The following is a 21,713-nucleotide window of genomic DNA, read 5'->3' on the forward strand; positions in this document are numbered from 1 at the left end:
AAGCGTGCTTGACTGCAAGATCGACGGATCAAGCAGGTAGGAAACTAGGACTTAGTGATCCGGTGGTTCTGTATGGAAGGGCCATCGCTCAACGGATAAAAGGTACTCCGGGGATAACAGGCTGATACCGCCCAAGAGTTCATATCGACGGCGGTGTTTGGCACCTCGATGTCGGCTCATCACATCCTGGGGCTGTAGTCGGTCCCAAGGGTATGGCTGTTCGCCATTTAAAGTGGTACGCGAGCTGGGTTCAGAACGTCGTGAGACAGTTCGGTCCCTATCTGCCATGGGCGTTGGAGATTTGAGAGGGGCTGCTCCTAGTACGAGAGGACCGGAGTGGACGAACCTCTGGTGTTCCGGTTGTCACGCCAGTGGCATTGCCGGGTAGCTATGTTCGGAAGCGATAACCGCTGAAAGCATCTAAGCGGGAAGCGCGCCTCAAGATGAGATCTCCCGGGGCACAAGCCCCCTGAAGGAACCATGTAGACTACGTGGTTGATAGGTCAGGTGTGTAAGTACAGCAATGTATTGAGCTAACTGATACTAATGATCCGTGCGGCTTGACCATATAACCTCAAGTTGCCTTGGCTTTACGACAGCGTCGTAAGAGCATCCAAGTGCACGCTACGTCACAAGAACTACGAGAGGCAGGCGCCTTATCCAGCTGTACCGGATGGCGACGCTCCAACCGCCTCCCTGGTGAAATTAGCGCTGTGGAACCACCCGATCCCATCCCGAACTCGGAAGTGAAACGCAGCTGCGCCGATGGTAGTGTGGCTCAAGCCATGCGAGAGTAGGTCATCGCCAGGGTTTACACCCAAAACCCCGCTGCTTACGCAGCGGGGTTTTTCTTTATAAGTGAAGGCACTGCGTTTTCCGGGTTCCTTCCGCCCCAAGGGCAAAATCGCGAGCTGGCGCTGCAAGCGCTGCTGCAACCGTCTCCCTGGTGAAATTAGCGCTGTGGCACCACCCGATCCCATCCCGAACTCGGAAGTGAAACGCAGCTGCGCCGATGGTAGTGTGGCTCAAGCCATGCGAGAGTAGGTCATCGCCAGGGTTTACACCCAAAACCCCGCTGCTTACGCAGCGGGGTTTTTCTTTGTGCGTAGCAAACGCCGGTAGTGCCGGCCGCTGGCCGGCAACCCGATGGCGTTACATCGCCCGGTAGATTCATGCCATGCGTGGGTAAGATGGTCCCCACGGAAGGCGGTGCCAACCGAGGTTGGCACCCACCAATGGCAGAGCGTACAAAAAAAGCGGCGCCCCCCGGGGCGCCGCTTTGACCTCAACGATGTTCAGTCGAGCATGGCTCGACCCTACTTTGCAGCGGCCGCAGCCTTGTCCTTCATCATCGCGTCGCGGGCAGCCTTGAACGGGTTGCCTTCGTACCAGTTCGGCCAACGATCGCCACCGGCCAGTTCCTTGCCCACGCCGTACATCAACTGAAGGTCTTCGACGGTACCGTCCAGCTTCCAGGTGGCCGCGTCGAACTCGTCCTTCGGGCCGTGGTAACGGTTGGCGCCGTAGTCGGCTGCGGCCTTGCGGCCAGCGTCAACGCCGCCCTCGCGCAGGTCCTCGCCGCCATCGGCGTACAGGGCCGGCACGCCGGCTTTGGCGAAGTTGAAGTGGTCCGAGCGGAAGTAGAAGCCGCTCTGCACCGACGTCTCACCATGCAGCGTGCGGTCCTGGGCAGCGGCCAGCGGCTTGAGGATGTCCTCCAGCTCCGAACTGCCGAAGCCGGTGACGGTCACGTCCTTGGCACGGCCGGCCACTGACATCGCGTCGATGTTGATCACGCCAGCAATCTTGTCCAGCGGGAAAGTCGGATGGGCAACGTAGTACTTCGAACCCAGCAGGCCGGATTCTTCCAGGGTCACCGCCAGGAACACCACCGAGCGCTCCGGCTTCGGATCCTGGTGCGCCATGGCTTCGGCCACTTCGAGAATACCGGCGACGCCGGTCGCATTATCGACGGCGCCGTTGTAGATGTTGTCGCCGGTCTCGCCCTCATGCTTGCCCAGGTGATCCCAGTGCGCCATGTACAGCACCGCCTCGTCAGCGCGCTTGCTACCCGGCAACACACCCACCACGTTGCGCGACTGCTTCTGTGCGATCTGGCTCTTCAGGTCGACCGCAGCGGTGGCCTTCAGCGGCACCGGCTTGAAACCGCGCTTGCTGGCATCCTTGTAGGCCTGCGCCAGGTCCAGGCCGGCTCCGGCAAACAGCGCCTTGGCCGCGTCGGCACTCAGCCAGCCCTGCACCGGAATACGGGCTTCCGGGTCATCCTTGGCCGGCAGGTCGTACTGCGGGCCCGCCCAGGAATTCTTCACCACGTCCCAGCCGTAGGACGCGCCGGCGGTGTCGTGCACGATCAGCGCGGCAGCGGCCCCCTTGCGGGCAGCCTCCTCGAACTTGTACGTCCAGCGGCCGTAGTAGGTCATGCGCTTGCCGTCGAACAGCTTCTCGTCGTCGATATGGAAGCCCGGATCGTTGACGAACATCACGACGGTCTTGCCCTTCCAGTCCTGGCCGGCGTAGTCGTTCCACTTCTGCTCCGGCGCATCGACGCCATAGCCGACGAACACCAGGTCGCTGGCATCGACCTTCACCTCGGCCTGGCCGGTACGAGTCCCCACCACCATGTCGGTGCCGAACTTCAGCTCGGTGGTCTTGCCGCCCTGGGTGATCTTCAGCACGGTCGATTCGTCGGCCGTGGTCTCGGTCATCGGTACATCCTGGAACCAGCTGTCGCCGTTGCCGGGCTGCAGGCCGATGCGCTGCATCTGGTCGCGGATGTAGTTGACCGTCAGTTCTTCGCCCTTGCTGCCCGGCGCGCGGCCTTCGAACTCATCCGAAGCCAGGGTCTTGACCATCTCGGCGAAGTCGCCGGCATTGATCTCCGGGGAGAACGCATGCGCGGCCGGCTTGGCAGCTGCGGTATCGGTGGCCGGCGCGGGCGCCGGAGTGTCTTCGCCTTTGCAGGCACTGAGCGCGGCCGCAGCGGCCAGGCACAGGAGGAGTTTGCGGGGCATCGTCGATTCCTGGGTAACAAAGGGCGGCCGCGCGTCGTGCACGACCGGTGTCAGCGAGTATCACCGAACCCGAAGGCGCGGTGCGCTCAGTCCGCGGGAGCGGTTTCGGTGTCGAACGGGATCGGCTCGGCGCCGGTGACCGGGCCGATGCGCGCAGTGCGATGCACGTACAGCACCACCTCGCGTTCGAACTGCAGTGGACCCTTGACCACGGCATTCGGGCCGATGATCACACGCGGCTTGCGGCTGGCGGTCAGCGAGACACTGAAGTTCGGCTTGCGCACATGCACGCCGCCGTTGACCTGCGAACCGATACCGACGGTGATGTCACCGTTGACGGTCTCCACATCCTTGCCGACGCGGCTTTCGACCAGGCCGATGCCACCATTGACGGTCTCGACACCGCCTTCGACCTGGCTGCCGCGATCGGTGAAGATGCTGCCGTTGACGGTGCTGACGCCGCCGCTGGCGACCACTTCGCGGCCCAGGCGTACGCCGCCGTTGACCGTTTCGATCTTGCCGGTGCGCGCGCCGTCGGCGACCTTGACCCCGCCGTTGACGGTGTCGATGCTGCCGGTCTCGACGCCTTCGCCGACGCGGATGCCACCGTTGACGGTGTCCAGCTTGCCGTAGCGCTGGCCGGGTTCGGCGCTGATGCTGCCGTTGACCTTGCTGATGTTCTCCTGCGCACAGACCGGCCCGGTGGCCAGCAGTACGCCCAACAGCAGCGGAATGGAAAGAATTTTCATGGCGACCTCGATGGAAGTGCGGCTGGCAGGCCGCGTGCGGAGATGTCACCATTCCCCGGTAGCCCCCGCAACTGCCTGAAGTCACTGGAAAGCCCTTGCGCGACAACGTCTTCCCATCACGCCGACATCACATCGCCGCTGCCCGCGGCGGTCGCTGCCTGCTGCTGGGGCTGGCGTTTGCGCTGGCCCTGCCGCTGCCCAGCGGTGCGCAGACCACCCGCGAGACCGAGCGCAAGCTGCAGAAACTGCGTACCGAACTGAAGGGCGTGGCGCAGGAGCGACGGCAGATCGAGGGCCAGCGCGGGCAGGCATCGCGGCAGCTGCGCGAGGCCGACGAGAAGGTAGCCCGCACCGGCCGTGCCCTTGCGCAGACGGAAGCCGCGCTGCGCGAGCAGGGCCGCGCCCTGGCCGAAGCCGAGCAGCGCCGCAGCACGCTGCAGGGCAACCTGGCCCAGCAGCACCGCGAACTGGCCGGGCTGTTGCGCGCGGCGTATCAGCTGGGCAACCACGCACCGCTGAAGCTGCTGCTGTCGCAAGACACGGTGGCCGATGCCAACCGCGCCCTGGCCTACCATCGCTACCTGCAGCGCGAGCGTGCGCAGCGGATCACCACGCTGACCGCCGACCTGAAGGAACTGGAAGCACTGCAGGCGCAGATCGCCGAGCGCAAGCAGAAGCTGCAGGGGACGCAGCAGGACCAGAAACAGCAGGCAGCCGCCCTGGAAGCGGACCGCCGCGATCGCGCAAAGACCGTTGCCTCGCTGGAAGAGCGCTTCAAGGACCAGCGCGAGAAGGAACAGGCGCTGGGCCAGGACGCCAAGGCGCTGGAAACATTGCTGGCCAACCTGCGAGCGGCCGCTGCCCGTGCCGAGGCCGAGCGCCGCGCGGCTGCACGCCGTGCGGCAGCGGAGAAGGCCGCCGCCGAACGTGCTGCACGCCAAGCCGCCGCACAGGGCCGGCCGCCACCGCCACCGACCAAGGTGCCGCCTGCGGTCGCATCGGCACCGGCGCCGAAGGTGGGCGGCCTGGGCTGGCCGTTGTCCGGCAACCTGCTGGCCCGCTATGGCGGCAAGCTGCCCGATGGCCGCACCAGCAGTGGCGTGCTGATCGGCGCACCGGCTGGCAGCACGGTCACCGCCGTGGCTGATGGCACCGTGGTGTTCTCCGACTGGATGACCGGCTACGGCATGATCCTGATCGTCGACCACGGCAACGGCTACATGAGCCTGTACGCGCACAACGACACCCTGCTGAAGGATGCCGGTGCGCGGGTCAGCCGCGGTGATGCAGTGGCCAAGGTCGGCAATTCGGGTGGCCAAGGTGTCACCGCGCTGTACTTCGAGCTGCGTCGTGGCGGGCAGCCGGTCAACCCGGACAGCTGGCTGCAGCGGCGCTGAACCCGGCTCGTTACGCACGGGCCGGATTCAACGGGAATTTAGCTGTGCTTCGCGCATAATCGGTGCATGTGCCTTGGGCACCATGCCACCGTCGACAGGAGTGATCCATGCGCGCAGCCCGTACCGCCACCCTCTTGCTGGCCCTGTTGCCAGCGCTGTCCTGGGCGCAGCAGACCGCGCCTGCCCCAAGCCAGGAAACCAGCGGGCAGGCAGCGAACAGCGAGGAGGCGGTGACCTCGAAGGTGCCGCTGGAGGAAATCCGCCGGTTCGTGGCCGTGTACAACGCGGTGCGCGCCGCCTATGTCGACCCGGTCGATGACAAGAAGCTGATGCAGTCAGCCGTGCGTGGCCTGCTGCTCGACCTTGATCCGCACAGCACCTACTTCAACAAGGAAGACGCGCAGGCTTTCGACGAGCAGGCCAACGGTGCCTACGAGGGCATCGGCGTGGAGCTGCAGCAGCAGCCGGACAACGCCAGCATGAAGGTGATCGCGCCGATCGACGACACGCCGGCAGCCAAGGCCGGCATCCTTGCCGGCGATTTGATCATCGCCATCGACGGCAAGCCGATCAGCGCCATCGATGCGAGTGAACCGCTGCGCGGCCCGGCCGGCAGCAAGGTGGTGCTGACCATCGTGCGCGAAGGCAAGCCGAAGCCGTTCGATGTCAGCCTCACCCGCCAGACCATCCGCGTGACCAGCGTGCGCAGCCGCCTGCTGGAACCCGGCTATGGCTACATCCGCCTGAGCACCTTCCAGGCCGATACCGGCTCGGACTTCCAGAAGCACGTGCAGCAGCTGCAGAAGCAGTCCGGTGGCCAGCTCAAGGGCCTGGTGCTGGATCTGCGCAGCAATCCGGGTGGCCTGCTGACGGCCGCCGTGCAGGTAGCCGACGATCTGCTCGACAAGGGCAACATCGTCAGCACCCGTGGCCGCATCAGCATCAGCGATGCCCGATTCGACGCGACCCCAGGCGACCTGCTGAAGGGTGCACCGGTGGTGGTACTGGCCGATGCCGGTTCGGCCAGTGCCTCGGAAGTGCTCGCCGGCGCGCTGCGCGACAACAAGCGCGCCCGAGTGGTTGGCAGCCGCACCTTTGGCAAGGGCTCGGTGCAGACCGTGTTGCCGCTAGACAACGGTGATTCGGTGAAGCTGACCACCGCGCGCTATTACACGCCCAGCGGCAAGTCGATCCAGGCCACCGGCATCGTGCCGGATGTTGAGTTGAAGCCCGCCGCTACGTCGGCGGAGGATGCCCTGCCGGCCAGCCTGAGCGATTACAGCGAAGCCACCCTGCCAGGCCATCTGCGCGGCGACGACGAAGGCACCGAGGGCTACCACGCCGGTGCGGTGCTGCCGGGCGACGGCCCGATCAACGACGCGCTGGCCGAGCTGAAGAACCCCGGTTCGGTGGCTGTACGGTTGAAGGCCGAGGCCGAGAAGGCGGATGCCGCCAAGACCGCGAAGGCCGCTGCGGCGAAGCCGGAAGCGAAGGTCGAACCTAAGCCGGAAGCAAAGCCGGAAGCAAAGCCCGCACCGGCCCCGGCCAAGCCCTGACGGTAGCGCCGGGCCGTGCCCGGCGGACGCCCCGTTCATCCGGAAGGCGGCGCAGCCGAGGTGTCGCCCGATAGAATCGGTCCATGGATGATTCGAACCTCGCGACCACGATCAGCCAACTGCTTGGTCGCGATCCGCTGCCGATTGACCGTGCCACTGGCTTGCTGGAATCCTTGGCGAGTCGCCATGGAATTGATCCGTGCCTCGTCTATTGGTGGACCGGCAAAGCGTCGGCTGATCAGACGATCCTATACGACGGCAGCGATGAAGGCCTTTCCTGCTTGGCGAAACTGCTGGCGGAAGTGAACGGCGAAATCTGCTTGGTAGCGTCAGATGAGCGCGCATTGCCGTGGCCGATCTGGACTCTGCAGGCAAGTGAACTGATTCCTTTGCTCGGCGAGTTGCCGTTCTTTGAGTACTTCGTGGTGCTGGATGACGGCGCTACGCTGCTGTTCGATACCCACCACAACACGTTGGTGGTCAGTCGCGAGTGACGCATTCAGCATCATCGCGGACGGAGCAGATCCATATCGATGGAGGAGTCGAGCACGCTCGACGCTACGAACCGGCCGGTGAGCGTGGAGCCGGCCAGCGGCCGGCACTACCCGGCGTCAGAAGCCGTGGCGCTTGCGCAGTCGGCGCGCGATCGCAGCCCGCACGTAGACCCCGTACACCACGCCGAACACGAAGCCGCCGATGTGCGCCCACCAGGCCACCATGCCGAAGCTGGGGCCGATGTGGGCGAACACCACCTGCAGTGCCGCCCAGACGCCGATCAACAGATAGGCCGGCGCGCGCACGAACTCCAGGAACAGGCCGAGCGGGATCACCACGCCCAGCCGCGCGCCTGGGAACAGGGCCAGATAGGCGCCGATCAGCGCTGACACCGCGCCGCTGGCGCCGATGATGATCTGGTCCGGGCTGCCCATGGTGTAGATCGCGACCAGGTTCGACACTGCGCCGCCGACCAGGAACAGCAGCAGCAGCCGCCACGGCCCCAGCACCCGCTCGGCGGGCAGGCCGAAGATCAGCAGGAACACCAGGTTGCCCAGCAGATGTGACCAGTCGGCGTGCAGGAACAGGGCGGTGAACAGGCGCAGCACGCTGCCGTCCTGCAGGGTCGCCCACCAGTCCAGCGGGTGGGTCAGGCCGGTGGACAGGGCGCCCCAGTCCAGCCAGAGGCTGCCGCGGGCATCGTCCGGCCGCGAGATCGACCACAGGAACGCCAACCACAGTGCCGCAAACAGCACGGGCGTGGCCCAGCGCAGGGCCGCCTTCTTGCGGGACGGGAGGGAGACGAACATGGCACTAGCCTAGCGTGCGGGCGCTTGCGGCGGGGATTGTCCTGTTCAGCTTTCGAGACGAGAAAACCGACCGCACCGTTATTGTTTCATTAACGGCTCTGGGTAATACTCGCATACGGCGTCGTATGTCGGGAGGGGAATCCGGCGCGCTCCGATGGGTCCCAGGACCTGGCGGGCGCAGGCGCACTCAGAGCACCATCACCGCTTACCGGAGAGAGAGAACTACGATGCAAACCGCTTCCACCATTGCCCGACTGACCCTGCTGGCCGTCGGCGTTGCCGGTGCGCTGGCCGCCGCCGATGCCAATGCTGCCGCCTTCCAGCTGAAGGAAAACAGCGCCAAGGGCCTGGGCCGCGCGTTCGCCGGCTCCACCTCGACCGAAGGTGACGCCTCGGTCATCGCCACCAACCCGGCCTCCATGCGCCTGCTCGACGGCACCCTGGTCCAGGGCGACGTCAGCGCCATCAGCTTCGGCGCCAAGTTCCGCGGCCAGGGCCAGTACGGCAACGGCGCGCCGATTTCCGGTGGCAACGGCGGCGACGCCGGCATGATCGCCCCGGTTCCGGCCGCGTACTTCCACGTGCCGTTCGGCGAGAACGACAACATGCACTTCGGTGCATCGCTGACCGTGCCGTTCGGCTTCAAGACCGAATACGACCGCGACTGGGTCGGCCGCTACAACGGCGTCAAGACCGAGCTGCAGGCCATCGACCTGGGCGTGGCGTTCTCCTATGACGTCAACCCGTACCTGTCGTTCGGTGCTTCGGTGTTCGCCGAGCGCCTGAACGTCGACCTGACCAGCGCTGTCGATACCGGCACCGCGATCAACGCCACGGCCCAGCGCACCGCTGCGGCGCGTGTGCTGGCTGCAGGCGGCACCGCAGCCCAGGCTGCGGCGGCGTCGCAGGCGGCTGCACGCCAGGCCGCCCAGCTCGGCTTCTCGCCGGGCACCGCCGATGGCTACCTGCGCATCAAGGGCGACGAAGTGTCGGTCGGCTACACCCTGGGCATGACGGTCACCCCGGTGGAAGGCACCAACATCGCCTTCAGCTACCGCTCGAAGGTCGAGCACAAGATCACCGACGGCAAGGCCGACTTCACCATCCCGCAGAACGCTGCCGCCTTCCTGGCCACTGCCGCCCCGGGTACCTTCATCGACAGCAACGGCCGCGCCACCATCACCCTGCCGGCCAGCGCCACCATGGGCTTCACCCATCGCGTGAACGACCAGTGGCAGATCATGGCCGAGGTCACGCGCACGGCGTGGAGCAAGTTCGACCAGGTCACCGTCGACTATGACTCCAACCAGCCGGACAGCGTGCTGCCGTTCCACTACCGCGACACCACCTTCGCGTCGATCGGTACCGATTTCCGCGTGAACGACAAGCTGACCCTGCGTGGCGGCCTGGCCTACGACCAGACCCCGACCACCGACGCCCACCGTGACGTGCGCGTGCCGGACACCACCCGCAAGTGGCTGTCGCTGGGCCTGACCTACGCCGCTTCGGACAAGATGGAATACAGCGTGGGTTACACCCACCTGTTCACCAAGGATCCGAACATCACCTCGACCTCGGCCACTGCCAACACCGTGACCGGCAAGTACAAGGTGAGCGGCGACGTGCTGGCGGCGTCGATGCAGTACAAGTTCTGATCCGGGCGATTGCCTGAAGCAGCACGAGGAGAGCCCCGCGCAAGCGGGGCTTTCTTTTTGCGGAGGGTATCCACGCATGGCATGGATCTATTGGTCCGACGACGCAGGGCGCGGATCTACGCGACAATGGTGCGATGAACCTGTCCGACCCGAGCTTCCAGCTGGAGCTGGCCGCCAACATCGCCGTCGCCGGCTCGATCCTGTTGGCCGGCCGCAACAACGTGCACACCTGGTGGCTGGGCATCGTCGGCTGTGCATTGTTTGCTGCCGTGTTCGAACGCTCGCACCTGTACGCGGACATGGTGCTGCAGTTCTTCTTCATCGCGATCAGCGTGCTGGGCTGGTGGCAGTGGCTGCGCGGCGATCATGGTGCGCCGTTGCCGATTACTTCATTGCGGCCGCGTGCCTGGGCCTGGCTGGCGCCGCTGGCGGTAGTGGCCACCTTCGGCTACGGCTGGATGCTGACCCGACTGACCAATGCCTATGCGCCGTACATCGATTCGGCGGTACTGGTGCTGAGCGTGATCGCGCAGATCCTGATGATGCGGCGCAAGCTGGAGTCGTGGTGGGTCTGGCTGCTGGTAAACACCGTTGCAGTGCCGCTGTACTACAGCCGTGGCCTGCACCTGACCTCGATCCTGTACATCGGTTTCTGGGTCAATGCACTTGTTGCTCTCGGGCACTGGCGCAATCTGATGCGGGCCGAGGCCACGACGGCACCTGAATTCCTGTAGAGCCGAGCCCACGCTCGGCTGCGCCGGAAAAGCCGAGCATGGGCCCGGCGCTACAGGAAGCAAAACACAAGAAACCCCGCATTCGCGGGGTTTCTTGTTTACCGCACCAAGCAGGCGATCAGTCGCCCAGGGTCAGCAGCGAGGCGTTGCCGCCGGCGGCGGTGGTGTTCACCGTCACCGTCTTTTCGGTGGCAAAGCGCAGCAGGTAGTGCGGGCCGCCGGCCTTCGGGCCGGTGCCGGACAGGCCCTGGCCGCCGAACGGCTGCACGCCGACCACTGCACCGATCTGGTTGCGGTTGACGTACACGTTGCCGACATGGACGCCATTGCTGATGCGGTCAACGGTTTCGTCGATGCGCGAATGCACGCCCAGGGTCAGGCCGTAGCCAGTAGCGTTGATCTGGTCGATCACCGCGTCGAGCTGGTCGCCCTTCCAGCGGATCACGTGCAGGACCGGACCGAAGACTTCCTTCTGCAGCTGGCCCAGGTCCTTCAGTTCGTATGCGCGCGGCGCGAAGAAGGTGCCGTGCGCCGTTTCGGCGGACAGCTCGGCGGCGGCGATCAGGCGCGCTTCGCGGTCCATGCGCTCAGCGTGGTCCTGCAGGATCTTCAGCGCATCTGCGTCGATCACCGGGCCGACGTCGGTGGACAGCAGGCCCGGGTTGCCGACCTTCAGTTCCTTCATCGCGCCGGCCAGCATGGTCATCACCTTGTCGGCGATGTCGTCCTGCACGAACAGCACGCGCGCGGCCGAGCAGCGCTGGCCGGCGGAGGTGAAGGCCGAACCGATCGCGTCCTTGACCAGCTGTTCCGGCAGCGCCGAGGAATCGGCGATGAAGGCATTCTGGCCGCCGGTCTCGGCAATCAGCACACCGATGGCGGCGTCACGTGCAGCCATCGCGCGGTTGATCGCACGCGCGGTCTCGGTGGAGCCGGTGAAGGCCACGCCGGCCACGCGCGGGTCGGCGGTCAGCGCGGCACCGACGGTGGCACCGTCGCCCGGCAGGAACTGCACCACCTCGGCCGGCACGCCGGCGTCGTGCAGCAGCTTCACCGCGTAGTAGCCGATCAGGTTGGTCTGCTCGGCCGGCTTGGCGATCACGCTGTTGCCGGCGGCCAGTGCGGCGGCGACCTGGCCCAGGAAGATCGCCAGCGGGAAGTTCCACGGGCTGATGCAGACGAACACGCCGCGGCCGTGCAGCTGCAGCTCGTTGGATTCACCGGTCGGGCTGGGCAGCTTCTCGGCGTGGCTGAACTGCTCGCGCGCCTGCTTGGCGTAGTAGCGCAGGAAATCCACGGCTTCGCGCACTTCGGCGATGCTGTCGGGCAGGCTCTTGCCGGCTTCCTTCACGCACAGCGCCATGAACTCCGGCATGCGCGCTTCCAGCTGGTCAGCGGCGTGTTCGAGGATGGCGGCGCGGCTGGCGGCCGGGGTGCGGTTCCAGGCCGGTTGTGCGGCCACGGCGTTGGCCAGGGCCTTCTGCACGGTGGCGGCATCGGCGGCCAGCCACTGGCCGACCACTTCGCGGGTGTCGGCCGGGTTGGTCACCGGCAGCGCGGCGCCGGCCGGGTTGGCACCCGGTACCAGCGGCGAGGCCTGCCACGGCTTCACGGCGGCGTTGAGCTGCTCGGCCAGGGCGCGCAGTTCGTTGTCGTTGGCGAGGTTGGCGCCCATGGAGTTCTTCCTGTCGTGGTTCTGGCTGCGCAGCAGGTCAACCGGCAGCGGGATCTTGGGATGCGGAATCGATTCGAACGAGGCGACCATCTCGACCGGATCGCGGATCAGGTCGGCGATCGGCACGCGCTCGTCGGTGATGCGGTTGACGAAGCTGGAGTTGGCACCGTTTTCCAGCAGGCGGCGCACCAGGTACGGCAGCAGGTCTTCGTGCGAACCGACCGGGGCGTACACGCGGCAGGGCAGGTTCAAGCGGTCGGCCGGCACCACTTCGGCGTACAGGTCGTCGCCCATGCCGTGCAGCTTCTGGTGCTCGTACACGCCGCCGTTGGCGATGCTGCGCACGGCCGCGATGGTGTGCGCGTTGTGCGTGGCGAACATCGGGTAGATCGCGTCCGCATGGGTGAACAGCCGCTTGGCGCAGGCCAGGTAGGACACATCGGTGTTCTGCTTGCGGGTGAACACCGGGTAGCCCGGGTAGCCTTCGATCTGCGCGCGCTTGATCTCGGCATCCCAGTAGGCGCCCTTGACCAGGCGCACCTGCAGGCGGCGACCGGCACGGCGTGCCATGTCGGCCAGGTGGTCGATCGTGTACGGCGTGCGCTTCTGGTAGGCCTGCACGACCACGCCGAAGCCATCCCAGCCAGCCAGCGAGGCGTCGGAGAACACCTGCTCGATGATGTCCAGCGACAGTTCCAGGCGGTCGGACTCTTCGGCGTCGACGGTGCAGCCGATGCCGTAGCTCTTGGCCAGCTGTGCCAGTTCCAGCACGCCCGGCACCAGGTCCTTCAGCACGCGCTCGCGCTTGGCGTGCTCGTAGCGCGGGTACAGCGCCGACAGCTTGATCGAGATGCCCGGCGCGTTGTTGACGTCGCCGTCCGGACGGCCACCGCGGGCCTTGTGATCGCCGCCGATGGCGTGGATCGCACGACGGTAGTCTTCCAGGTAGCGCAGCGCGTCCTTCATGGTCAGCGCGCCTTCGCCGAGCATGTCGAACGAGTAGCGGTAGCTGGCGTTGTCGCCCTTGTGCGAGCGCGCCAGCGCTTCGCTGATGGTGCGGCCCATGACGAACTGGTGGCCCATGATCTTCATCGCCTGGCGCACGGCCAGGCGCACCACCGGCTCACCGACGCGGCCGACCAGGCGCTTGAATGCGCTGGGCGCATCGGCGCGCGTGGCGTCGTTCATCTGCACCAGCTTGCCGGTCAGCATCAGGCCCCAGGTGGAGGCATTGACCAGCACCGAGTCGCTGCCGCCCAGGTGCTTTTCCCAGTCGGCATCGGCCAGCTTGTCGCGGATCAGCTTGTCGGCGGTGTCCTGGTCCGGAATACGCAGCAGCGCTTCGGCCACGCACATCAGCAGCACGCCTTCTTCGCTGCCCAGGTCGTACTGGCGCATGAAGGCTTCGATCGCGCCCTGGTCCTTGGCACGCACGCGCACGCGGCCGACCAGGTCGGCGGCCAGCGCCTGCACCCTGGCCTGTTCCTCGGCGGGCAGGCGCGCCTGCGCCAGCAGCTCGCGGACGTGGCTGGCCTCGTCCTTCAACCAGGCATCGGTGATGGCCTGGCGGAACGGGTTGGGGGGCGCCGGCAGTTCCGGCGACAGCAGCGCGCCCGGACGCGGGGCGTCGTGGGCGGCAGGGGAGGAGGAAGGTGCGTTCATGCCGGTCCGGCCAGTGGAAAACTTGGCGATTTTAATCATTTTTGCGGCCTTCGGAAGTGCCACGCAGACACCTTCATGAAGGGCTGATAGCCACTAACGGTGGTGGATTCGGCGTGTTCAGCAAACCCGGCGATATTTGTGCTGAATTCGTCATCCGTGCCGCCGACCGCATGCTGTGTTGCAGCATCGGAAAAAGTGTGAATGCACCCTTGCTACCGGCGAGAGGGCGGGGCTACCATCGAGACGTTTCCCGCGGCAGGAACGCGGTTGCGACATGATCGAGGTGCTTCCAGCTCCGGATGGGTCAGGTACGCAGCTGCGGCTGCGTCCCCCACGGGCGCTCGATGCCCGGCAGTTCGTCCTGTTGTTCACCGTGTTGTCGGGTGCGATGTGGCTGGTGTCCGCCCTCGGGTGGTGGGCCGGCAATGCATTCGCCCCCCTGTTCGCGCTGCTGTACAGCCTGGTGCTGGCGGCGGCGCTGCGTGCCTTGTGGCGCAGCGGTGAACGGCAGGAGGAGATCCGGGTAGTGCCGGCGTACGTGGAGGTCATCCCCGTACCCGGTGGATCGCCGGTGTTCCGGGCCCACCCGCATTGGGTGCGCCTGCTCACCGACGATGAGAGGGTCCGGCTGGCGTCCAGCGGCCGGCAGGTGGAGGTGGGGAGTTTCCTCGCGCCGGCCGAACGTCAGACGCTTGCAGAGACACTTGAAAGCTTGCTCGCCGCCAGCGATGGCGGCAACCGACGACGCTAAGGGTCTAGGCAATGAAGCAAAGCAGCAGGTGGGGCACGAAGTGCGTGAACGCGGTTGCCGCAGTGCTGGCGACCGGGGGACTGATGCCGGCGTTGGCCTGGGCCCAGGCGGCCGATCCGAAGCCGTGGCAGCTGAACATGGGCAAGGGGGTGACCCAGACCTCGCGCCTGGCCTGGGAATCGAACAATCTCTCGTTGATCATCTGCACGGTGATCGGCGTCATCGTGTTCGGCGCGATGGCCTATGCCATCTTCAAGTTCCGCAAATCCAAGGGCGCTGTCGCCGCCACCTTCAGCCATAACACCAAGGCCGAGATCATCTGGACGGTGATCCCGGTGATCATCCTGATCGTGATGGCCTGGCCGGCCACCGCCAACCTGATCAAGATGTACGACACCCGCGATGCCGAGATGACGGTGAAGGTCACCGGCTACCAGTGGATGTGGAAATACGAATACCTCGGCGAGAACGTCACCTTCACCAGCCGCCTGGATCGCGAGTCCGACCGCGTGCGGCAGAGTGGCATCGTGCCGACCCGCGAAAGCCATCCGCATTACCTGCTGGACGTCGACAACCGGCTGGTGCTGCCGGTCGATACCAAGGTCCGCTTCGTCATCACTTCCGATGATGTGATCCACGCCTGGTGGGTGCCGGCGCTGGGCTGGAAGCAGGACGCGATCCCCGGCTTCATCAATGAAGCCTGGACCAGCATCGAGCAGCCCGGGGTGTATCGCGGCCAATGCGCCGAGCTGTGTGGCAAGGACCACGGCTTCATGCCGATCGTGGTCGAGGCGGTGTCCAAGGAGGACTTCAAGCAGTGGCTGGCGCAGCGCAAGCCTGCACCGCCGGCCGAGCCCGCCCCCCCTGCGGCACCTGCAGAACCGGCTGCCCCTGCGGGCGAAGCACCGGCGGCACCTGCTGCTGCCGAAGCCGGCAGCGCACCTGCGGTTGCGGCCAGCGGCGCGTGATGTAAAGCCCGCGGCCGCTCGCGGCCGTGGTGACAACCGATTCTGAGAGGTGTTTTGCAATGGCGCACTCGGCAGTTGGGCACGACGATCACCATCACCACCAGAGTTTCTTCGAGCGTTGGTTCTTCTCGACCAACCACAAGGACATCGGGACGCTGTACCTGGGTTTCAGCTTCATCATGTTCATCATCGGCGCGGCGATGAGCGTGGTGATCCGCGCCGAGCTGGCGCAGCCGGGCCTGCAGTTCGTCAAGCCCGAGTTCTTCAACCAGATGACGACCGTGCATGCGCTGGTGATGATCTTCGGTGGCGTGATGCCGGCGTTCGTCGGCCTTGCCAACTGGATGATCCCGCTGCAGATCGGCGCGCCGGACATGGCGCTGCCGCGCATGAACAACTGGTCGTTCTGGCTGCTGCCGGTGGCCTTCAGCCTGCTGCTGCTGACGCTGTTCCTGCCCGGTGGTGCACCGGCCGGCGGCTGGACGCTGTACCCGCCGCTGTCGCTGCAGGGCGGCTACAACGTGGCCTTCAGCGTGTTCGCCATCCACGTGGCCGGTATCAGCTCGATCATGGGTGCGATCAACATCATCGCCACCGTGCTCAACATGCGCGCGCCGGGCATCGACCTGCTGAAGATGCCGATCTTCTGCTGGGCCTGGCTGATCACCGCTTTCCTGCTGATCGCGGTGATGCCGGTGCTGGCCGGTGCGGTGACCATGCTGCTGACCGACAAGTTCTTCGGCACCAGCTTCTTCAATGCCGCCGGTGGCGGTGACCCGGTGATGTACCAGCACATCTTCTGGTTCTTCGGCCATCCCGAGGTCTACATCATGATCCTGCCCGCCTTCGGCGTGGTCAGCGAGATCATCCCGACCTTCAGCCGCAAGCCGCTGTTCGGCTACCAGGCGATGGTGTACGCGACCGCCGCGATCGCGTTCCTGTCGTTCATCGTCTGGGCCCACCACATGTTCACCGTGGGCATGCCGCTGGGCGGCGAGATCTACTTCATGTTCGCCACCATGCTGATCTCGATCCCGACCGGGGTGAAGGTGTTCAACTGGGTCAGCACCATGTGGCGGGGCTCGCTGACGTTCGAGGCGCCGATGCTGTGGTCGGTGGCCTTCGTCATCCTGTTCACCATCGGTGGCTTCTCCGGCCTGATGCTGGCCATCGTGGCGGCCGACTTCCAGTACCACGACACCTACTTCGTGGTTGCGCATTTCCACTACGTGCTGGTGACCGGCGCAGTGTTCGCGCTGATCGCGGCGGTGTACTACTGGTGGCCGAAGTGGACCGGACGCATGTACAGCGAGAAGTGGGCCAAGGTGCACTTCTGGTGGTCGATCGTGTTCGTCAACCTGTTGTTCTTCCCGCAGCATTTCCTCGGCCTGGCCGGCATGCCGCGCCGCATTCCCGACTACAGCGTGGCGTTTGCCGACTGGAACCTGATCAGCTCGATCGGTGCGTTCGGCATGTTCGTCACCCCGTTCATGATGGCCGCGATCCTGCTGTCGTCGCTGCGCAACGGTGAGAAGGCCGAAGCACGCAGCTGGGAAGGTGCACGCGGGCTGGAGTGGACGCTGCCGTCGCCGGCACCGGCGCACACCTTCACCACGCCGCCGACCATCCGCCCGGGCGATCTGGCGCATGACGACATCACGCATTGAGGTGGGGCATGCATAACGAGAGCCCACTGCAGACCTGTAGAGCCGAGTCATGCTCGGCTGACGTGGAGCAGCCGAGCATGGCTCGGCTCTACAACAGCCCGGGCGACGCCCCGGAAAACGGCATCGAACAGCAGCGCCAGCGCGCCAGGCGCACGGCGATGTGGGTGGGCGCCATCGCGGTGCTGGTCTACGTCGGCTTCATCCTCAGCGGGGTGATCGGCCGATGAGCGAGGCACCGGCCAGCACGCGGTCACCCAGTGCCGGGCTGCCGCGCCTGATCGGCGTGGCAGTGGCGGTGTTCCTGCTGACCTTCTCGCTGGTGCCGCTGTACCGCATTGCCTGCGAAAAGGTATTCGGCGTGCGCCTGGAACGCGGCCCGGGTGGTGAAGCCAGTACGGGTGCTGCAGCTGGCAAGCGCACCGTGCGGGTGGAGTTCGATGGCGGCGTCAATTCGCGCCTGCCGTGGTCGTTCCATCCCGAGCAGCTGACCATGGATGTGGTGCCCGGCGAACTCAACGAGGCGCTGTACTTCGCCCGCAACGACAGCCAGCAGGCGGTGGTCGGCAGTGCGGTGCCTTCGGTGGCGCCGGCGCGTGCCTCGGGCTTCTTCAGCAAGACCGAATGTTTCTGTTTCACCGCGCAGACGCTGCAGGCCGGCGAGAAGCGCGACATGCCGGTGCGTTTCATCGTCGATCCGGACCTGCCGCCGGAGATCAAGACGATCACCTTGTCCTACACCTTCTACCGCAACGACGCGCTGTCCGATCGGCTGGCCCCGGCCGCCACCTCGGAAGGCGCGCACGCCGCACCCTGACCCGGATACCGACATGGCCCAGACACCGACCGACGCCAACGTGTACTTCGTCCCGGCCCAGAGCAAATGGCCCTTCGTGGGGTCCATCGCGATGATGGTGACCATGGTGGGCGTGGCCAGCTGGCTCAACGATGCCAGCTGGGGGCGCTGGACGTTCTACATCGGCATCGCGATGCTGCTGTTGACCCTGTTCTGGTGGTTCAGCGACGTGGTGCGCGAATCGCAGGCCGGCAACTACAACCACCAGGTCGATGGCTCGTTCCGGATGGGGATGATCTGGTTCATCTTCTCCGAGGTGATGTTCTTCGGCGCCTTCTTCGGCGCGCTGTTCTACACCCGCAACCTGGGCCTGTCGTGGCTCAGTGGCGAAGGCCGCGGGGTGATGACCAACGAGCTGCTCTGGCAGGGCTACTCCGCCGGATGGCCGACCAATGGCCCGGCGGCGATCGGTGGCGCGTTCCAGACCATCCCGGCCTGGGGCCTGCCGCTGATCAATACGCTGATCCTGCTGACCTCCGGCGTGACCTTGACCATCGCCCACCACGCGCTGAAGGCCGGCAACCGCCGCCAGCTGCTGATCTGGCTGGGCCTGACCGTGGTGCTTGGCCTGGGCTTCCTGACCCTGCAGGCGGAGGAGTACATCCACGCCTACAAGGAACTGAACCTGACGCTCGGCTCGGGCATCTACGGTTCAACCTTTTTCATGCTGACCGGCTTCCACGGCGCGCACGTGCTGCTGGGCACGATCATGCTGATCGTGATGTGGCTGCGTTCGGCCAAGGGACACTTCACCCGCGACAACCATTTCGGTTTCGAAGCCGCCGCGTGGTACTGGCACTTCGTCGACGTGGTGTGGCTGATGCTGTTCCTGTTCGTCTACGTGCTTTGACCGCGCACGCATCGGTGGCCTCAGCCGCCGACGCCGTGCGGCTTGATCCAGCCCATGTAGATGCTCACGATCACCAGTACGATCAATGCCACCGACACCGCGATGCGACGTGTCAGCGCGTTGACCGTGCGCTTGGTCTGGCCGCGGTCGACCAGCAGGTAGTACAGGCCGGCGCCCAGATTCCAGACGATGACGATCAGAAACGCGATTACCAGCAGGGTCTTCAGCGAATCACTCATGCGCGGCTCGAGGGCAGGGTGGATGTGCCTATCTGACCGCGTTTGCGCGGACTTGTCATGATGCGCCAGCACACGCGCGTGTTCGGATGGCTGCTGGCCGTGCTGGCGATGGCCGGATTCACCGCATTGGGGCTGTGGCAGCTGCAGCGCATGCATGCCAAACAGGCAATGTTGGATGCACAGGGTCCAGCCGTGGCTCAGACGCTGTCGCTGGCCCAGGCGCTGGCCGCACCGGGCGCGTTGCATGGCGTGGCCGACCATGGCCGCTTCCTGCCCGGCGTGGTGCTGCTGGACAACCAGATCCGGCATGGCCGCGCCGGCGTGAAGATCTATCGCCCGTTCCGCAGTGACGAGGGCAGCGTGCTGCTGGTCGATCTGGGCTGGCGCGCGCTGCCGCCGGATCGCACGCTTCCGGAGGTGCCGTCGCCGCCTTCGCCGGTGGCCGTGCGCGGGTTGCTCGCGCCGCCACCGTCGGCGGGACTGGTGCTGGGGCCGGCATTTTCTGCCACCAGTGAGGCGGGGCGCTGGCTGGCCAGCCGCTTGCCGGCCGAGGGCATGGCCGCAGCACTGGGTGTGCCGGCGTTGCCGGAACGGGTCCTGCGCCTGGACCCGGCGCTGCCCTTCGGCGATGAGCGCGACCTGGACCTGCTGCCGAACACGCTGCCGCCGCAGCGCCACCTGGGCTACGCCGTGCAGTGGTTCGGCCTGGCCCTGACCGTGCTGGTGGTCGTGCTGGTACTGGAGTGGCGCAGGCGACGTGCTGCCTGGTAGTGCCGGCCGCTGGCCGGCAACCCCATTCCTGGATGCCGGCCAGCGGCCGGCACTACCGCGGCGTCACACCCGCATCCCTCACCCAACCATGAGAAAATGCCCCGCATGAACACTGCTACGTCCCCGCAGGCGCGCGGCTCCGGCCGCCGGACCCTGGTGCTGCTGTTTGCCGTGTTCTTCGGGGCGATGGCGCTGGCCGCGGTATTGCGCTTCTCCGGCTGGCAGCCCACCGGGCACCGCAATGCCGGCCAACTGCTGAAGCCGCCCGTGGACCTGCGCCAGCAGACGCCGACCCTGGCCAGTGGCCAGCCCTATCCTTGGAACCCCGAGGCCCGCACCTGGCGCCTGCTGGTGGCACCGGCCGGTGCCTGCGACGCGCAGTGCGTCACTTTGTCGCAGGGACTGGGCAAGGTGTGGCAGCTGTTCGGCCATAACGCCGATAATGTCGAGATCCTGTGGCTGGGTACGCCACCGGCGTCGATCGCCTCGCTGCCCGCGCTGCGGCCGCTGGCTCCGTCGCCAGCCCTGCGCGCGGCGCTGCCGGGCGTCGATGATCCGGCGGGACTGCCGGTCTACGTGATCGATCCGAACGGCTTCGTGATCATGCGCCATGCCCCGGGTTCCGACCTGGGTGGCCTGCGCAAGGACATGGCCACGTTGCTGAAACTGAAGTGAGTCCCGTTTGATGAGCCTTTCCGCGCGTCCGGCGCTGCACCGCAATTTCCACCGCCTGGCGTGGTTCGCCATGATCATGACCGCGAGCACGATCATGTTCGGCGCGTTCGTACGCCTGTCCGATGCCGGCCTGAGCTGTCCGGACTGGCCGACCTGCTATGGCCAGGCCACCTGGCCGCAGCACGTGGAAGAGACCATCGGCCACCCGGCGGCGGAGATCCGCCCGCTGGAGACCCACAAGGCCTGGCGTGAGCAGGTGCACCGCTTCCTGGCCGGCGCGCTGGGCATCGAGATCCTGACCCTGGCCCTGCTGGCCACGCGCAAGCGCCGCTTTGGAACCACGGCAGTGGTGACCGCCTGCGTGCTGGTGGCCGCCGGCATACCGCTGTACATGATGGGCTGGCATGGCACCGCCAGTACCTTGGCTCTGATCGGCGAGGCGATCCTGCTGATCGCCGCGCTGCGCTGGAGCAACATCGACCTGGCGCGCGCTGCACTGCTGACCCTGGCCGTGGTGATCTTCCAGGCCCTGCTGGGCATGTGGACGGTGACCCTGCTGCTCAAGCCCATCGTGGTGATGGGGCACCTGCTGGGCGGCATGCTGATGTTCGCGCTGCTGGCTTGGATGGCGTGGCGTGCCACGCACATGCCGATCACCCTGGCCGAGGCGCCGAAGCTGAAGTGGCTGCTGCGCATCGGCCTGGCCGTGCTGGTCACCCAGATCGCCCTGGGCGGCTGGGTCAGCGCCAACTACGCGGCGCTGGCCTGCGGCGGTGGCAGCGCCTCGCTGGACAACTTCCCGCGCTGCGCCAACCAGTGGTGGCCGCAGCACAACTTCGTCGAAGGCTTCACGCTGTGGCGTGGCATCGGCGTGGATTACGAAGGCGGCGTGCTCGACGGCGCCTCGCGTATCGCCATCCAGATGGCCCATCGCCTGTTCGCCGTGGTGGTGGCCGTCTACCTGCTGTGGCTGGGCGTGCGCCTGTTCCGTTTGCCGAGCATGCGCGGCTGGGCCAGCGCGCTGATCGCGCTGCTGGTGCTGCAGGTCACCCTCGGCATCCTCAATGTGAAGCTGGCGCTGCCGCTGGAAGTGGCGGTGGCCCACAACGGCGTGGCCGTTGCCCTGTTGTTCGTGCTGGTCAGCCTGCTGGCCCGCCTGCGCGCCCCGGACTGAC

At 66.1% G+C, this 21,713-nt stretch carries 19 protein-coding genes and 3 rRNA genes (1 of these 22 only partly in view); 17 read left to right on the forward strand and 5 right to left on the reverse strand.

The features are described 5' to 3' along the window. The 3 genes from ROV95_RS04680 to rrf (ROV95_RS04690) all read left to right on the forward strand — a co-directional run. Positions 1–568: ribosomal RNA gene (locus tag ROV95_RS04680) — 23S ribosomal RNA — on the forward strand; it begins 2,306 nt to the left of the window's first position. Positions 569–695: 127 nt separating this feature from the next. Continuing rightward, positions 696–810, forward strand: a 5S ribosomal RNA gene (gene rrf / locus ROV95_RS04685). Between the two features lie 132 nt (positions 811–942). Further along, positions 943–1,057: ribosomal RNA gene (gene rrf, locus ROV95_RS04690) — 5S ribosomal RNA — on the forward strand. A 259-nt stretch (positions 1,058–1,316) separates the two neighbouring features. Here rrf (ROV95_RS04690) and ROV95_RS04695 read toward each other — a convergent pair. Both ROV95_RS04695 and ROV95_RS04700 read right to left on the reverse strand, forming a co-directional pair. Further along, positions 1,317–3,032 carry a M28 family metallopeptidase gene (locus tag ROV95_RS04695; protein WP_171953307.1) on the reverse strand — a complete coding sequence of 572 codons (1,716 nt, stop codon included), beginning with the start codon at positions 3,030–3,032 and terminating at the stop codon, positions 1,317–1,319. 86 nt (positions 3,033–3,118) lie between these two features. Continuing rightward, positions 3,119–3,781, reverse strand: a complete 663-nt coding sequence (locus tag ROV95_RS04700; protein ID WP_312543267.1) for a hypothetical protein — start codon at positions 3,779–3,781, stop codon at positions 3,119–3,121. A gap of 158 nt (positions 3,782–3,939) precedes the next feature. Between ROV95_RS04700 and ROV95_RS04705 the strand changes: the two genes are divergently transcribed. From ROV95_RS04705 to ROV95_RS04715, 3 genes are all read left to right on the forward strand, one after another. Then, positions 3,940–5,178: a peptidoglycan DD-metalloendopeptidase family protein gene (locus ROV95_RS04705; RefSeq protein ID WP_258014327.1), complete on the forward strand. Its 1,239-nt coding sequence runs from the start codon at positions 3,940–3,942 to the stop codon at positions 5,176–5,178. A gap of 107 nt (positions 5,179–5,285) precedes the next feature. Continuing rightward, on the forward strand, positions 5,286–6,734 hold the full coding sequence (locus ROV95_RS04710; protein WP_111102234.1) for a S41 family peptidase: 1,449 nt from the start codon (positions 5,286–5,288) through the stop codon (positions 6,732–6,734). Between the two features lie 83 nt (positions 6,735–6,817). Beyond that, a complete protein-coding gene (locus ROV95_RS04715) occupies positions 6,818–7,228 on the forward strand; it encodes a hypothetical protein (protein WP_005414993.1) in 411 nt (136 codons plus the stop codon). Between the two features lie 117 nt (positions 7,229–7,345). On the opposite strand, the gene ROV95_RS04720 is transcribed toward ROV95_RS04715, so the two are convergent. Beyond that, positions 7,346–8,038, reverse strand: coding sequence for a rhomboid family intramembrane serine protease (locus ROV95_RS04720; RefSeq protein ID WP_019662230.1), 693 nt, complete (start codon positions 8,036–8,038; stop codon positions 7,346–7,348). A gap of 227 nt (positions 8,039–8,265) precedes the next feature. On the opposite strand from ROV95_RS04720, the gene ROV95_RS04725 reads away from it, so the two are divergent. Then, entirely contained in the window at positions 8,266–9,693 is a 1,428-nt protein-coding gene (locus tag ROV95_RS04725; RefSeq protein WP_019662229.1) for an outer membrane protein transport protein, read from the forward strand. A 134-nt stretch (positions 9,694–9,827) separates the two neighbouring features. After that, a complete protein-coding gene (pnuC, locus tag ROV95_RS04730; RefSeq protein ID WP_019662228.1) occupies positions 9,828–10,427 on the forward strand; it encodes a nicotinamide riboside transporter PnuC in 600 nt (199 codons plus the stop codon). A gap of 118 nt (positions 10,428–10,545) precedes the next feature. Here the strand turns inward: pnuC and putA are convergent, their stop codons facing one another. Then, complete coding sequence (gene putA / locus ROV95_RS04735; RefSeq protein ID WP_005414998.1) at positions 10,546–13,764, reverse strand: bifunctional proline dehydrogenase/L-glutamate gamma-semialdehyde dehydrogenase PutA; 3,219 nt, start codon at positions 13,762–13,764, stop codon at positions 10,546–10,548. Between the two features lie 274 nt (positions 13,765–14,038). On the opposite strand from putA, the gene ROV95_RS04740 reads away from it, so the two are divergent. From ROV95_RS04740 to ROV95_RS04765, 6 genes are all read left to right on the forward strand, one after another. Further along, entirely contained in the window at positions 14,039–14,515 is a 477-nt protein-coding gene (locus ROV95_RS04740) for a DUF2244 domain-containing protein (protein WP_021202927.1), read from the forward strand. A gap of 11 nt (positions 14,516–14,526) precedes the next feature. Further along, positions 14,527–15,483 carry a cytochrome c oxidase subunit II gene (gene coxB / locus ROV95_RS04745; protein ID WP_312543269.1) on the forward strand — a complete coding sequence of 319 codons (957 nt, stop codon included), beginning with the start codon at positions 14,527–14,529 and terminating at the stop codon, positions 15,481–15,483. Positions 15,484–15,542: 59 nt separating this feature from the next. After that, complete coding sequence (ctaD, locus tag ROV95_RS04750; RefSeq protein WP_005407790.1) at positions 15,543–17,150, forward strand: cytochrome c oxidase subunit I; 1,608 nt, start codon at positions 15,543–15,545, stop codon at positions 17,148–17,150. Positions 17,151–17,227: 77 nt separating this feature from the next. Next, positions 17,228–17,377, forward strand: coding sequence for a hypothetical protein (locus tag ROV95_RS04755; RefSeq protein WP_021202929.1), 150 nt, complete (start codon positions 17,228–17,230; stop codon positions 17,375–17,377). Continuing rightward, the gene (locus tag ROV95_RS04760; protein ID WP_151355094.1) at positions 17,374–17,964 is read left to right on the forward strand and encodes a cytochrome c oxidase assembly protein; all 591 of its coding nucleotides are present in this window, start codon (positions 17,374–17,376) and stop codon (positions 17,962–17,964) included. Before ROV95_RS04755 ends, ROV95_RS04760 begins: the two co-directional genes overlap by 4 nt. 13 nt (positions 17,965–17,977) lie before the next feature. Beyond that, positions 17,978–18,853 carry a cytochrome c oxidase subunit 3 gene (locus tag ROV95_RS04765; protein ID WP_312543271.1) on the forward strand — a complete coding sequence of 292 codons (876 nt, stop codon included), beginning with the start codon at positions 17,978–17,980 and terminating at the stop codon, positions 18,851–18,853. A 20-nt stretch (positions 18,854–18,873) separates the two neighbouring features. Here ROV95_RS04765 and ROV95_RS04770 read toward each other — a convergent pair whose 3' ends face one another. Then, a complete protein-coding gene (locus tag ROV95_RS04770; protein ID WP_049416782.1) occupies positions 18,874–19,092 on the reverse strand; it encodes a twin transmembrane helix small protein in 219 nt (72 codons plus the stop codon). 57 nt (positions 19,093–19,149) lie between these two features. On the opposite strand from ROV95_RS04770, the gene ROV95_RS04775 reads away from it, so the two are divergent. The 3 genes from ROV95_RS04775 to ROV95_RS04785 all read left to right on the forward strand — a co-directional run bounded on the left by ROV95_RS04775 (position 19,150) and on the right by ROV95_RS04785 (position 21,712). After that, positions 19,150–19,863: an SURF1 family protein gene (locus ROV95_RS04775; RefSeq protein WP_312543272.1), complete on the forward strand. Its 714-nt coding sequence runs from the start codon at positions 19,150–19,152 to the stop codon at positions 19,861–19,863. A gap of 105 nt (positions 19,864–19,968) precedes the next feature. Then, positions 19,969–20,538, forward strand: coding sequence for a hypothetical protein (locus ROV95_RS04780; RefSeq protein ID WP_005415005.1), 570 nt, complete (start codon positions 19,969–19,971; stop codon positions 20,536–20,538). A gap of 10 nt (positions 20,539–20,548) precedes the next feature. Continuing rightward, positions 20,549–21,712, forward strand: coding sequence for a COX15/CtaA family protein (locus ROV95_RS04785; RefSeq protein ID WP_111102240.1), 1,164 nt, complete (start codon positions 20,549–20,551; stop codon positions 21,710–21,712). The last annotated feature ends 1 nt before the right edge of the window (position 21,713 follow it).

It is taken from the genome of Stenotrophomonas maltophilia group sp. msm1, from assembly GCF_032025805.1.
Lineage (GTDB): Bacteria > Pseudomonadota > Gammaproteobacteria > Xanthomonadales > Xanthomonadaceae > Stenotrophomonas > Stenotrophomonas hibiscicola.

What these genes read in the sequence shown, in the direction of transcription:
- ROV95_RS04695 (WP_171953307.1), bottom strand. Translation starts at nt 3,032, where the DNA reads ATGCCCCGCAAACTCCTCCTGTGCCTGGCCGCTGCGGCCGCGCTCAGT.
- ROV95_RS04700 (WP_312543267.1), bottom strand. Translation starts at nt 3,781, where the DNA reads ATGAAAATTCTTTCCATTCCGCTGCTGTTGGGCGTACTGCTGGCCACC.
- ROV95_RS04710 (WP_111102234.1), top strand. Translation starts at nt 5,286, where the DNA reads ATGCGCGCAGCCCGTACCGCCACCCTCTTGCTGGCCCTGTTGCCAGCG.
- ROV95_RS04715 (WP_005414993.1), top strand. Translation starts at nt 6,818, where the DNA reads ATGGATGATTCGAACCTCGCGACCACGATCAGCCAACTGCTTGGTCGC.
- ROV95_RS04720 (WP_019662230.1), bottom strand. Translation starts at nt 8,038, where the DNA reads ATGTTCGTCTCCCTCCCGTCCCGCAAGAAGGCGGCCCTGCGCTGGGCC.
- ROV95_RS04725 (WP_019662229.1), top strand. Translation starts at nt 8,266, where the DNA reads ATGCAAACCGCTTCCACCATTGCCCGACTGACCCTGCTGGCCGTCGGC.
- pnuC (WP_019662228.1), top strand. Translation starts at nt 9,828, where the DNA reads ATGAACCTGTCCGACCCGAGCTTCCAGCTGGAGCTGGCCGCCAACATC.
- putA (WP_005414998.1), bottom strand. Translation starts at nt 13,764, where the DNA reads ATGAACGCACCTTCCTCCTCCCCTGCCGCCCACGACGCCCCGCGTCCG.
- ROV95_RS04740 (WP_021202927.1), top strand. Translation starts at nt 14,039, where the DNA reads ATGATCGAGGTGCTTCCAGCTCCGGATGGGTCAGGTACGCAGCTGCGG.
- coxB (WP_312543269.1), top strand. Translation starts at nt 14,527, where the DNA reads ATGAAGCAAAGCAGCAGGTGGGGCACGAAGTGCGTGAACGCGGTTGCC.
- ctaD (WP_005407790.1), top strand. Translation starts at nt 15,543, where the DNA reads ATGGCGCACTCGGCAGTTGGGCACGACGATCACCATCACCACCAGAGT.
- ROV95_RS04755 (WP_021202929.1), top strand. Translation starts at nt 17,228, where the DNA reads ATGGCTCGGCTCTACAACAGCCCGGGCGACGCCCCGGAAAACGGCATC.
- ROV95_RS04760 (WP_151355094.1), top strand. Translation starts at nt 17,374, where the DNA reads ATGAGCGAGGCACCGGCCAGCACGCGGTCACCCAGTGCCGGGCTGCCG.
- ROV95_RS04765 (WP_312543271.1), top strand. Translation starts at nt 17,978, where the DNA reads ATGGCCCAGACACCGACCGACGCCAACGTGTACTTCGTCCCGGCCCAG.
- ROV95_RS04770 (WP_049416782.1), bottom strand. Translation starts at nt 19,092, where the DNA reads ATGAGTGATTCGCTGAAGACCCTGCTGGTAATCGCGTTTCTGATCGTC.
- ROV95_RS04775 (WP_312543272.1), top strand. Translation starts at nt 19,150, where the DNA reads ATGATGCGCCAGCACACGCGCGTGTTCGGATGGCTGCTGGCCGTGCTG.
- ROV95_RS04780 (WP_005415005.1), top strand. Translation starts at nt 19,969, where the DNA reads ATGAACACTGCTACGTCCCCGCAGGCGCGCGGCTCCGGCCGCCGGACC.
- ROV95_RS04785 (WP_111102240.1), top strand. Translation starts at nt 20,549, where the DNA reads ATGAGCCTTTCCGCGCGTCCGGCGCTGCACCGCAATTTCCACCGCCTG.